General features: G+C 42.5%; 11 protein-coding genes. 4 read left to right on the top strand and 7 right to left on the bottom strand.

From position 1 onward, the window contains the following. Positions 1–45: 45 nt before the first annotated feature. Positions 46–1,017 (bottom strand): family 43 glycosylhydrolase, encoded by a 972-nt coding sequence (locus BW716_RS24415; RefSeq protein WP_083726971.1) that lies wholly within the window; start codon positions 1,015–1,017, stop codon positions 46–48. Between the two features lie 636 nt (positions 1,018–1,653). Here BW716_RS24415 and BW716_RS24410 point away from each other — a divergent pair. Next, positions 1,654–4,908: a SusC/RagA family TonB-linked outer membrane protein gene (locus BW716_RS24410; protein WP_083726969.1), complete on the top strand. Its 3,255-nt coding sequence runs from the start codon at positions 1,654–1,656 to the stop codon at positions 4,906–4,908. A gap of 16 nt (positions 4,909–4,924) precedes the next feature. Continuing rightward, entirely contained in the window at positions 4,925–6,340 is a 1,416-nt protein-coding gene (locus tag BW716_RS24405) for a SusD/RagB family nutrient-binding outer membrane lipoprotein (protein WP_083726967.1), read from the top strand. A 110-nt stretch (positions 6,341–6,450) separates the two neighbouring features. Here BW716_RS24405 and BW716_RS24400 read toward each other — a convergent pair whose 3' ends face one another. After that, positions 6,451–7,035 (bottom strand): YdeI family protein, encoded by a 585-nt coding sequence (locus BW716_RS24400; protein ID WP_083726965.1) that lies wholly within the window; start codon positions 7,033–7,035, stop codon positions 6,451–6,453. Positions 7,036–7,213: 178 nt separating this feature from the next. On the opposite strand from BW716_RS24400, the gene BW716_RS38495 reads away from it, so the two are divergent. Then, positions 7,214–7,342, top strand: a complete 129-nt coding sequence (locus tag BW716_RS38495; protein ID WP_255373898.1) for a hypothetical protein — start codon at positions 7,214–7,216, stop codon at positions 7,340–7,342. Between the two features lie 406 nt (positions 7,343–7,748). Here BW716_RS38495 and BW716_RS24395 read toward each other — a convergent pair whose 3' ends face one another. From BW716_RS24395 to BW716_RS24370, 5 genes are all read right to left on the bottom strand, one after another. Beyond that, positions 7,749–8,120 carry a DUF5071 domain-containing protein gene (locus BW716_RS24395; RefSeq protein ID WP_083726963.1) on the bottom strand — a complete coding sequence of 124 codons (372 nt, stop codon included), beginning with the start codon at positions 8,118–8,120 and terminating at the stop codon, positions 7,749–7,751. A 351-nt stretch (positions 8,121–8,471) separates the two neighbouring features. Next, positions 8,472–9,125 (bottom strand): hypothetical protein, encoded by a 654-nt coding sequence (locus tag BW716_RS24385; protein WP_083726959.1) that lies wholly within the window; start codon positions 9,123–9,125, stop codon positions 8,472–8,474. Continuing rightward, on the bottom strand, positions 9,100–9,714 hold the full coding sequence (locus BW716_RS24380) for a hypothetical protein (protein ID WP_143709008.1): 615 nt from the start codon (positions 9,712–9,714) through the stop codon (positions 9,100–9,102). Before BW716_RS24380 ends, BW716_RS24385 begins: the two co-directional genes overlap by 26 nt. Before the next feature lie 19 nt (positions 9,715–9,733). Beyond that, entirely contained in the window at positions 9,734–10,606 is an 873-nt protein-coding gene (locus BW716_RS24375; RefSeq protein ID WP_143709007.1) for a hypothetical protein, read from the bottom strand. Then, the gene (locus BW716_RS24370; RefSeq protein ID WP_143709006.1) at positions 10,603–11,280 is read right to left on the bottom strand and encodes a hypothetical protein; all 678 of its coding nucleotides are present in this window, start codon (positions 11,278–11,280) and stop codon (positions 10,603–10,605) included. Before BW716_RS24370 ends, BW716_RS24375 begins: the two co-directional genes overlap by 4 nt. A 457-nt stretch (positions 11,281–11,737) precedes the next feature. Between BW716_RS24370 and BW716_RS24365 the strand changes: the two genes are divergently transcribed. Then, positions 11,738–12,066, top strand: a 329-nt coding sequence (locus tag BW716_RS24365) for a LytTR family DNA-binding domain-containing protein (RefSeq protein WP_143709005.1), incomplete at its 3' end; no start/stop codon positions are given.

Genomic DNA, 12,066 nt, shown 5'->3' with positions numbered 1-12,066 from the left:
GCGTCATACCATCACATTTAGATACCACAGATGCATCATACCATCTCATTTAGACTCCGTGGATGCATCTATCCTTTTCCACGCCCCCGTCTTCACATCTATCGTCCAGGGCTGAGGCTCCGGCAGGAATAGCTTTCCATCACCTATCTGCAATGGCATCCAAAGGTACGCGGAATTCCATTGTTCTTTAGGCTTCCAGATATCACCCATAAATATCACCGTGGTATCTACTTTCAGTAACATCGTAGATTGTGAGCCGTACGTTTTCTTTTCTGGTGGTGCGATGTCTTTAAACTCCGTCCACGGACCTTCCAGGGTCGGTGCAGTAGCGTATTTATTGGGATTAGGGTCCCAGCCTGTGAGCCGTGAACCTATGGAATAATACAGTCCTTTATAATGTACTATCGCGCCTCCTTCCATTGGTGCTTTCACCAGGCTCATATCCTTCTCCACATCCATGTAATCATCTGACAACTTCGCAATGTGAAAGCCATTCGGCCTGTCTTCAAATACTATATACGCCGTACCATCATCATCGATGAACTGCCCGATATCACGGCTTTCGAAACCCAGCGGGCGAAAGCTCTTTACGTAAGTATAATTACCATCGGGTTTATTGCTCACCGCAATCCCCACCCGGGCGAATTTATAACTACGGTTATCGAGGTGAAAGTACATGACGTACTTTTTAGATTTCTTATTGTAATATACTTTCGGTCTTTCCAATACCCAATGATGTCCGAGATTTTCAGGATCAGACAATTTTAACACATCCCCTTTGGAAGTCCAGTGCATCAGGTCTTTACTTGCATAACAACTCACATAACGATACCCGGTATCCAGTCCCTGCCGTCTTTCTTCGCCGTACCAATAGTAAGTATCTTTGATTTTGATAATGCCACCACCATGTGCCTGAATATGATTGCCATTGTTATCCGGCCAGGGAGCAGCAGGATGGATCTGTGCGTGCAGAAATGTTGTCAGCGTGAGCAGGATAAAGGTAAATAGATGTCTCATCGGCTATAATTGTCAATAAGACGAATATACCATAAATATAATTCACACCATAGTGCTGCACCCAATATAAAAAAATCCACAAGTTAATAAGCACCGCACTCTATATAGAAAATCCGGGTGCTCAATAATCAACCAATCGCCCTGTAGATATGGCTTTTACCCCCAAAGGAAATACATATAATCATATTATATGATCCCTATATATTGTAAAACAGGTTGCCCGTATTTTAGCTGACTCTTCTTAAAATTTGATAAATACAAACAAGGAATCTTTGCTTTTACTATTTTTATATGAGCAAAAGACGCACTAAGTTTTTATCCAGTTATAGTACCCGAACTATTGAACTTATCATTTGATTAAAACATAAATGTCAACCAAAATGGCGAAATGATGATCCTGTTATTTTGTTATTCAATCATATGTGAATGAATGTCTTTGGCTATACCTATGCTGACGGGGTATAAGCAAATTTGTATTTAAAAGATTGCAAAACAACTATTGAAAGTGACGCGGCAACGCGCCTTATTATGATGCTTATTAACGTCCGTGATTCTCACTCTGAATCGCGGAGAGGGACTTATTGCCAACACCTACTCAGGTTCTTTTTTTAAACCAAAATCTAAATTCAAACAACTATGAAAGGAAAATTACCCGCGCTCCTTTTGATCTTTCTATTGAAAGTCAGTCTCCTCATGGCCCAGGACACCAGAAAAATTACCGGAAAGGTAGTCGGTATTGATGATGAACCTATACCGGGAGTCACCGTCGGTGTAGTCGGAACATCCTTTGGTACCGTCACCGGTCCGGATGGTACATTCTCCATCAGTGTGCCTGCAAAAACTAAAACATTGGTATTACGCAGTGTTGGTTTTAAAACGGAAAATATTCAGATCACAGCTATTGCACAACTCAATGTCGTAATGAAGCCCGCTGCCAGTGATTTGTCAGAGGTCCTTGTATCCGGCGCTTATGGTACACAACAATCTAAACGGTCTACTTCCTACAATGCACAGGTAGTAACCGGTGAACAGATTAACACCATCCGGCAAAGCGATTTTAGCAATGCATTGGCAGGTAAAGTAGCTGGTTTGCAGGTCAGGAGCCAGTCTGCCGCCAAGCTGGGATCTAATGCTTCTATCCTGTTAAGAGGTGTTACAGGTTTTTCTACCGGTTCAGACAATTCACCCATTTACATTGTAGATGGTACCATTATTTCAAACATCAACAGTATCAACCAGGATGAGATACAGGATGTGAGCATTCTGCAAGGCCCTGCAGCCGGTGCATTGTACGGTTCAAGAGGTGCGAATGGTGCGGTAGTGATCACTATGAAAAAAGGTGCTAAAGGTAATGGAGTAGGTGTGCAGGTGAATATGGGGATCCAGGTAGACAATGTTATGAACCTGCCGCGTTATCAGAATGAATATGCCGGCGGATCTTCTGATACACTTATTCAATACCATTATACAACAGGGCAACCGGAAGCATGGCAGGCGCTGGATGGTAAGTATTATCATGACTATGCGGATGATGCCAGCTGGGGTCCGAAGATGAGCGGGCAGGAATATATTCCCTGGTATGCATGGTATGGCGGCACTAAATACTCCTACAAGACAGCCGCCCTTACACCACAGCCGAACAATGCAAAAAGCTTCTTTAACAAAGGTATTACTGCCAATAACAGTGTATCATTTTCGAATAACAGTGATAAGCTAAACTTTAAACTGGCGTATCAAAACCAGTACATCAAAGGCATGGTACCTACGCAATATCAAAAGCGCAACAACCTGAATGCGACTGGTACCTATGCTATTAATAACCACTTTTCGGTAGCTGCAAATATCACCTATGATAATACTTTCCTTTTTGGCGAAGTAAGTGATGGTTATGCCAATGCAACGACGGGAAGTTTTAACCAGTGGTTTCACAGGGACCTGGATATTGGTATTATGAAGGAACTGCAAAACCTGAAGACGGATGATGGGGTATATGCCAGCTGGAACCACCTGAATCCAACATCCTACAGTAGTTCAGATCCAGACAATTTCTATTCCGGCAACTACTGGTATAATCCTTATACCTATCTGAACAATGTCAACTACAATAAAAATACTGATCGCATTTTTGGCAATGCATCCTTTACTTACGAAGTAAATAAGGACCTGAAATTCACAGCTACCTACCGCAAACAACAGGCGATACTCTGGATAGAAAATATGCGTAGCTCAGATCTGGCCATGAGTGGTGGACAGACGGGAGAGGTTGGTTATTATTATACCTATAGCGAAAATAATAACAAGCGCAATATCGAATTGCAGGGTAGTTATAATAAAAAGATCCATGATTTCTCAATCAATGCGATGGCGGGTGCGGACTTTTACAAGTACCTCCTTAAAACAAACTATGCTGCTACGAGTGGAGGATTATCCATTTATAATCTTTACACGATCAGCAACTCTGTCAACACGGCTACATCCGGCAACGGCAGATCAGAAGAAAAATACCGTGCATTTTTCGGCAACCTGAACCTGGGATATAAGAACTTCCTGTTTTTGAATGCGACTGCCAGAAACGACTATTTCAGTACACTACCGGCTGATGATAATAGTGTATTCTCTAAATCAATCGGGGGCTCATTTGTATTTTCTGAATTTACTAAAAACGTGTTACCATTCCTCAACTATGGTAAGGTAAGGGCCTCCTGGGGTGAAGTACCCAAAGCATTAGGTACTACCAGTGAAACATTTGGTGCTTACAGGTATCCGGGATCACTATATGGTATTCTGAATAACAAATGGAATGGTAATCTGCTTATGTATACGAACGCAGCATTGGTAGATTCAAAGATTCACGGGGCTGCTTCCCAATCATTTGAATTGGGCATGGATCTGGGTTTCCTGAAAGACAGGATCACCATTGCCGCTACTTATTTCAAAACCAAGGATAAGGATTTTCCTTATACAGTGACCATCAATGGCGCCAGCGGATATGTATCTATGTTGACGAATATAGGTGCTATTGAGCGCAGCGGGATGGAATTTAGCCTGAATGTAATACCCGTGTCTACAAAGAATTTCAAATGGTACCTGACATCTAACTGGTCTCCACTCATTAAGAACGATGTGGAGGAAATCAGTAAGGAATACAATATCAATCAAACGGCGAGTCAGGGTACGATATGGAGTACCAGTTTCCCTTCACTGTACCATGTGGCTGGTAAGCGCTGGGGACAACTGATTGGTGGTGGTAAAGCGTATGATGCCAAAGGCCGCCCGTTGGTAAATGCCAGTGGAACTTCATTTGTCAATAATTCTACCTACAATTATGGAAGTGTTTTGCCTACACATACAGGGGGTGTACAGAACTCATTTACGATCATGAAAAACTTTACGCTCAGTTTTAATATAGACTGGCAATTGGGTGGCAAATTCGTTTCCTTATCTGAAGTGTGGGGTACGTTCAGTGGCTTGACAGCGAGAACTGCCGGGCTGAATGACAGAGGTAAACCTAAAAGGGATGCGGTGGAAGATGGCGGAGGTATGCATTTAAAAGGGTATACAGCTGATGGAACTGAAGTAGATACTTATGTAGATACACATACCTACTATCAGAACATGTACAACAATTACATCTTTAATGATTATGTATATGACCTGACGTTTGTGAAGCTGCGTGAAATTTCTGTTGGTTATAATGTACCCTTGAAAAAGCTGAGACTAGACAAGGTATTTAACAGCGCGAATGTATCGCTGGTGGCGCGTAACTTATGGTTGCTGTATAGCAAGACAGGTGGTGACTTTGATCCGTCAGAGATTGCCAATGTGTATGGGGAATCGGCTAACCTGCCTGGTAGCAGAAGTTATGGTATGAATGTGACACTGAACTTTTAATTCTAAATCGACAACAATGAGAAAGTATATATATTGTTTTTTGATAGCCGGTTTGTTCTCTTGTAGTAAAATAAAAGACTTCGGAGATACGAACGAAAATCCTACGGCGGTAAATACTGGAGATGCGGGAGGTTTTCTGACTTATACACTGGCCTATACAGCATCGACTTACATTACTCAGGGGATTTATGTGCAGTATGCCATGGAGTCACAATACCCGGGTACTTGTTTTTATTCAGACAACTCTTCTTCTTTCACCGGGTATTATTCCGCTTACCTGAATTATTTGCAGCAGATTATCCGAATGGGGTATGCAGGTAGTACTACTAATAATATGGTGCAGGTCGCTAAGATCCTGCAACAGTATTACTATTTGAATATTACAAATAACTGGGGGGATGTACCGTATAGTGAAGCATTGCAGGGGGATGCGAATACCAAGCCGGCGTACGATAAGCAGGAGGATATTTATAGTGGTATTATCAGTACAATCAGAGGTGCGGTAGATTCTATTGATGCATCGACCATTGATGGGGACATTGCATTTGATGGTGATCCTGATGCATGGAAGCGGGTAGGTAATTCTATTATTATGCTGGCATCGATACAATTATCGAAGCGCTATCCGGACGCGGGTGGAACGGCCGCGACAGCGTTTAATACAGCGCTTGGCAATGCAGGCGGGTATATTTCTGCAAATGATGAGAATTTCAGTATTGTTTATCCGGGAGATGCTTATCAGAATCTTTGGTACCAGACATATTATTCCCGCTCAGATTATGGGGAGAGTGAAACGATGACCGATCTGATGGCATCGTTAGGTGATACGCGTCAGCATGCTTTTGGTGGTGCGACGACGACTGTGGGGGATACGACATCCTCTTCTTTGGGATTGCCTTATGGTGTAACGAGGACGGAGATTGTGAACTGGACGGCGGCGCATACGGGTTATGCGAGGATATTACGGGGAGATCTGCGATTGCAGACAAGTCCGATGGTATTGATCTCAGCGGCATATATCACGCTGGTTCGGGCAGAGGCAGCGAATCTGGGTTGGACGACGGAGAGTGCGGCAGCTTTATATGCTGCGGGAATTCAGTTGTCTTTTGATGATTGGGGAGAGGATATGCCGGATGAGTATTTATCACAGGAAGGAGTTGTATGGGGCACAGATAATGTGAAGAAGATCGCGATACAGCAGTTTATAGCGGTGTATCCGAATGGTTTGTATGCGTGGAATATATGGCGGAAGACGGGGTACCCGGTGTTGACGCCTTCGGTAAATGCGGCGAATGAGAGTGGGGAGATACCGAGGCGGTTTAAGTATGCGACATCAGAGGCGACGACCAATCCGGATAACCTGGCAATTGCAGTGGAGCGCCTGGATGGTGGGAATACGGATGTAGCGAGGATTTGGTGGGATAAGGAATAACGCAGTTCGATTTAGATAAAATGACGAAAATGGAATCAGTCCTGCCAGTCGTGGCGGGACTGTTTTTTGGGGTTATTTAGGGTCACAACCTGCCAAAGTAGTATGCGTGTTTATTTATATTTATCGTGCAGACCGATACCTTGTGCTATGAGGGTGGCTACTTTTTCTAATCTTGCCTGTTTTGTTTTTTCCTGTTTTGCGGTGGCGATGTGTTCTGCGAAATCCCGTTGATTGGTTTTACTTAGTTTTTCAAATTTCTCCTTTAGTGCGGGGTTTGTGTCTAACAGGTCTTGTAGTTCTTTGGGAATAATCAGCGGCTTGTTTTTATCTGCGGTTATTTTGATGCCTTTGGCTTCATTGGCCACTGCTTCGGCAACGTAATCTTTGATCAGTTTTTCATCAATTTCTTTTACGGAGGCGAAGCGCATGGAACGCATGGCCTTGGTACCTTCCTGGGCGTTGATCAATACTTTGGCATTGTCTGCTAATAAGGCTCCCTGGAAAAACCAGAGTCCGCAGTAGGATTTGAAGTCGCTGATGCCTACTATGTTTTTGCCATTGGAAGTGTAGGTGGGTTTACCCCATTTGAAGGTTTCTTCCAGGCCGGTTTTGAGGAGGATCTTGCGTAGGGTGAGCAGTTCATCTTTCCATTGGGAAAGGTGTGCGAAGAATTCATCTGGGGTGTTGATAGCCATAACGGGATGTTTATGTAAATATAAAAATATTTTTGTGTTGATATTTCGGACCTTGATTTTTCATGGGGTAAAAGTCGGCCTTTAGAAGGTTCAGATATTTCACTGGTTCAAAATTGGTTTTTACCGGTCATTTTGGTTGGCTTTACCTGGATAGGATTGTTTCAGCTACTTTTACAATATGAAAGGAAAACATATACTCATCTCCGGCGCCAGCATCGCTGGTCCGGTGCCCGGCTGGTGGCTGAGTAAATACGGATGGCAGGTGACCATCAAGTCCTTTTTACTACGATCGGAAAGACGTCAATAAACAGAAAGCAATTATCAGGCAGGTATTTGAGGGATGAGTCAGCAGATGTGGAGGGTATTGCCGTATACGCCGTGGAAGAATATGATGGTGGAGCTGCCGGGGAAGGTGGCGAATTCGATTGAGATGAAGGAGTATGGGGAGGGTTTTAAGGTTGTCACTATGGCGTAAACTAATTTTAAATTATGGCTACGCGGTACGATCAATTCTAATTCGTGAGCAGAAGTGACTTTTTGATTTACAGACTCTTGCTCAGCAGTTGATGTATTTGCCCTGCAGGCAGGAAATAATAAACAAAGCTGCTAAATCCGGCTATTGAGTTTGGTCATATACAAAACAAATGGTACACTGTTAGCGTACCATTTTAATATCTTTTGTTCCTGAAAATCAATTCATTTTTGCAGCACCACTAATTTAATATCTTTTCGGCGATCCATTTCAGATCTGCATCTTCTTCTCTCTGCGTCGGGCTATCCCTCATTCTCTTAATCACCACTTCCAGTTCCTCATCCAGTTTAATAGGTGCCTGTTTTATCAAGCCAGCCATGATACTAAACTTCCATTCATCATCATCGGTCGAAAAGACCTGCAATATTTCATCTTTGATCTCATTCACATGCGGCGCCAGATATTCTCCAATTGGTCTCGACACATGCCAGCGAAGATCCTGTACCCATTCTAATAGCCGGGTTACGTCCATGCGGACTTCTTCAAATGGTAACTCTTCCAAAATGCTAACGGCCTGAAGGTCATCTTTTGCCTTAGGAATATAACTTTTCATGATTGGGTTATTTTTTATTCCAATGTCTTTTACTGGTTATAGTACAAGAGTGTATACAACGAGCATACTTAACAAAGCAATTCCGATCAGAAGGAGGGTGTACTTTCTTCCTGCTGAATTTTTCTTCGGCAATAGGTGTAGTATGACAAATACTATTATAACCGGTAAAAGAAACATCACAAAAATAACAAGGATATTAGTGGAGGAAAAAGTACTTAGTAATGTCATGGTATGATTCTCGTCATGAAAATATTGGAAAAGGTGATAATCAGGAATCAGATGTCAATAAGGCCCCATTATTGTGGTGCTCCCTCGGGCATATGTGTGTTTTAAAGGAGACCATAGCGAATGCTATGGTCTCCTTATATGCTTGAAAGCCCCTCTCTTGTCCTTCGTATCTTTATCAAATGTGATCCTGTTTACCATTTCCCGCATCCGGCTTCTCACTTCTTTCCCGTATTTTTTTTCAATCGCATCAGGATTTAATGACGATGTGATATGCGTAAAGGTACCGTAGCGAGTGAACAATTCATGTCTTCCTAACAGGATCTTTTTCATTACCTCGCAGGTAATACGATAGTAATGTCCGGGTTCTTCCATGCCCAGATCATCAAAGCACCAGATACGGTGGTTATAACTATCTTTTCTTTCAGGGTCACCGATGTATTTGTCCAGGATAACAGGACCTTGTCTATTAAATGCGGCACTGACCCTGTCGCAGTTTTGTAATTCGTAGTTTAGCGGCGCCGGAACTATGAGTTGCATTAAGCGCATGATGTGTGTTTTGCCTACTCCTACCGGCCCACCTAGAAAGATGCCTTTATGCAGGTCGATGTTAAACTCGTTGGCCACTTCTTCATCACGGAGCATCCAGGCGATGATGGGTATCCATACAGGGAGGTCTTCGTTGTGTATATGGAAGTGTTTCCCGAATTGTTCCCTGCCTTTTTCAGCCAGCAGGTGCAGGATTTGTTTGTAGTTAAAAAGACTGGTCGTAATCCTCATTGTTGTTGTTAGATTTTGAGACGTTTAACATCCATTTATGCGCGAGTGGTTGCCAGTGTTGCACCGGGGTATTGCCGGTGAGCCAGCTGGTGGCTTCATGGTGATACCAGAATTTTAGTGCTTCTTCTCTCGGATAATTTTGTGTCGAGAAAAACTTCAGTACTTCTTCCAGATTGGGAAGACCATTTGACACATCATTTGATATAGTTTTTATATTAGTTTGTAATAAGTGTCCTTCCAGAGAGACCATAGCATTCTCCATTTTCGTGTTTTGTGGTCTGTTTAACCGTTCTGTGAGTCCATCTAATGGAATCATGGATATAGTGGCCGGGCATTGTCTTTGCGCAGACGGATAATAGACCAGGTATTGATGTGCATGCAGTTCCTTGATGCAGCGGTAATAGGTAGATTTTGCTTTGATCTTTGCTGCGGACATTATTTCGTCGCGCCGGATGTTAAATGTTTTTCTAAACCCCAGTTTATTCCAGGTGTTAAAGAGTGCCATGTAAAGGGAATAGTGGTATGATACCATCCATTTCTCCTTTGCGGCCTTATCTAAGAAGGCATTGAGATGAATGATGTAATTCATGGGATGTATGTTGATGGTTTTAGGATTGCAGTTCTTCCAGTTGGCCTTGCAGCCAGCGTCGTAGCATTTTAGTGATGGGTGGATTTCCCGGATCAAAGATCACGTCGTTTCTGACCAGGATATCCTTGGTTGTGCTATTCATATTTTTCAGAATCTTTATTTTTTCACCTGTCAACACCGTACTTTCCATCTCTGCCGTGATGGAGGAGGTGAGGTGATGCATAAAAGTGATTTCATTAAAATTGAGGTAAAACAAAAGCCCGTATACCTGATCTTTATGCAGGTTTTCTCCCTGTGTGTTAATGAGAGCCATTAGTTGGGTAACCAGGTTCCAGATATAGTCATGTTCGTGATAACTAAATCGGGTATTCACCTGATTCCATAATTTGCAGATGGCGGCATACATAATGCGCCATAGTTTTTGTAAGTGTTTTCCTTTCTCTTCCATCCATTGTGCGATAAGGAGCACCTTGTGGTGATACATTGATTTTTCAATTTCTATATAGATCAATGGTGGTGCACTGGTTTTGTCGAAATGGGATGGATATTGAAGCTGCATTTCCTTTAGCAGGCGAAAGCATTCATAGCATACATTCTTATTTCTGGCAGCAGGGTCATCATATGCAGATGGTTCTTGTGGATCCAGATCACCGAGCCATGATAGTGGGACCTGGTCGAATATTTGTCTGACCTGCTCCTGCCAGGTACGCATGTATCTTCTTAATACAGCATCGTCTTTAGCGGATAGCATAAAGTCGGCTATTGCGTCTTGCATGAATGTGAGCGTCTCCTGGAGATTATCATATGCTGCGTCTTTGAGTTCATCGGACTCACAGAGGTATTCTTCCACGCTGACGCGTAAGTCGTGGAGGGGGAAAAATGGAAAATTCATGGTGTTTGTGTTTGTGTATAAGTTTGGGATTGGGCATTCGTTGGCGCTTGAATTTGTGTTTGTGTTTTAGGGGTTGCGTTTTCTACATGAATGATTTTTACGGACTGACAGTATACCGGGATGCCTGGTTCTGCTATTTCTCCATTTATGAATGAGAGGCCAAGCAGGATAACGATGGGTTCTCCAAGAGGTTGGGGCATTGGTATTGTCAGATTAAAAGCATTTACAGGATCGCGGTTCAATGGAATAAGCGAAGACTGTGTTGATTGCATGTAGGCTGAATAGCTATAAAAATCCAATGCTGCAGCTACCGCTATTATTCTGCAATGTGTAGCATTGGTGGGACTTATTACCTGTGCAGCCGGGATAAAAGACGATATGTCAATCATAATTTTTGTGTAGTCCTGCACATTAATTGTATAATAGACATCAAAAAAATCTGACAGGGCCTGATTCGGATCCAGGTCATAGCCTATCAATGGACGCAGGCCTGACATACTTATATGTCGTTTTCCTGAAGTATTGGATGAATCATTTTTGAGTACTTCCCGGTAAAGAAATCTTTGAAGTAATCTAAATCTGCTGCGGTCAGGTTGCATATAGACAGGGCCGCAATAACATACTGTGAGAATGAGTTTGGATGCACGGGCAATGTGAATCAATTCTCTATTCATTTTTCTTTTTTTTGATACACGTTTCTCCTTACGCCTGTTGGGGCGTTGATCGTTTTTTAGCATAGCGTAATTGTAAATTTTTGTGATTTAAAAAAGTTGTGATAAGGTCATTTATTTTTATATTTGTGCTGCCACGTAAATTAAACCCTAAATAAAAATAAGCATGAAAATTAAGAACTATTGCAAAGTGGCGTTAATGTCGCAATTGTCGTTAATGACGAAATTGCACGTATAATAGATTCAGCGATACATCCTTGTGATATCGCAAAATTAACTGATCAATCTCTTCGTAATGCGCAAAGGCTATTCAAGGATTATCGTGACGGCAATCATAAACCGAAGAAGTATAAACCTACTTTACGCGAGTACTGTAATTTTTATACTGAGCATGACCCGGCTTATCTTGCTTATCGATTGCTGATGCTTAATTCGAAGAGATAAAAACCCCCATTTATTTATGACAGTAGATTTATTTGTTCGCAAAAGTAAAGGGCTTTTCACGAAGGTGAGTAGCCAAGTCGTCATACTGGTAGAGGCCAGTGGCGGATGTTCCAGGATCATTACAAGAGAGGGTACTTACCTGGTAAGTAGTAACCTCAGCCAACTGGAGGAACAGCTACCCGTGGCACTCTTTTGCCGTGTACATCGTAGTTACATTGTGGCATTAGAGTCTATCACCAGTGTGACTGAAAATAGTGTTAAAGTTCTTGACAGTGAAATTCCCCTGTCAAGCACTTATGCAGATAGGAAGAGCGTTGGGAAGGGAAAGAGTGTCTTCTCCTGTGC

The organism is [Flexibacter] sp. ATCC 35208, from assembly GCF_001975825.1.
Classification (GTDB): Bacteria; Bacteroidota; Bacteroidia; order Chitinophagales; family Chitinophagaceae; genus Chitinophaga.
The sequence above is the reverse complement of the archived record's forward strand: the minus strand, read 5'-3'. Positions and strand labels throughout refer to the sequence as shown.

Bases quoted from the DNA above. Each gene is read 5' to 3' on its own strand.
- BW716_RS24370 (WP_143709006.1), bottom strand. From the start codon at position 11,280: ATGAATAGAGAATTGATTCACATTGCCCGTGCATCCAAACTCATTCTC.
- BW716_RS38495 (WP_255373898.1), top strand. From the start codon at position 7,214: ATGAAAGGAAAACATATACTCATCTCCGGCGCCAGCATCGCTGGTCCG.
- BW716_RS24410 (WP_083726969.1), top strand. From the start codon at position 1,654: ATGAAAGGAAAATTACCCGCGCTCCTTTTGATCTTTCTATTGAAAGTC.
- BW716_RS24415 (WP_083726971.1), bottom strand. From the start codon at position 1,017: ATGAGACATCTATTTACCTTTATCCTGCTCACGCTGACAACATTTCTG.
- BW716_RS24400 (WP_083726965.1), bottom strand. From the start codon at position 7,035: ATGGCTATCAACACCCCAGATGAATTCTTCGCACACCTTTCCCAATGG.
- BW716_RS24405 (WP_083726967.1), top strand. From the start codon at position 4,925: ATGAGAAAGTATATATATTGTTTTTTGATAGCCGGTTTGTTCTCTTGT.
- BW716_RS24395 (WP_083726963.1), bottom strand. From the start codon at position 8,120: ATGAAAAGTTATATTCCTAAGGCAAAAGATGACCTTCAGGCCGTTAGC.
- BW716_RS24385 (WP_083726959.1), bottom strand. From the start codon at position 9,125: ATGAGGATTACGACCAGTCTTTTTAACTACAAACAAATCCTGCACCTG.
- BW716_RS24380 (WP_143709008.1), bottom strand. From the start codon at position 9,714: ATGAATTACATCATTCATCTCAATGCCTTCTTAGATAAGGCCGCAAAG.
- BW716_RS24375 (WP_143709007.1), bottom strand. From the start codon at position 10,606: ATGAATTTTCCATTTTTCCCCCTCCACGACTTACGCGTCAGCGTGGAA.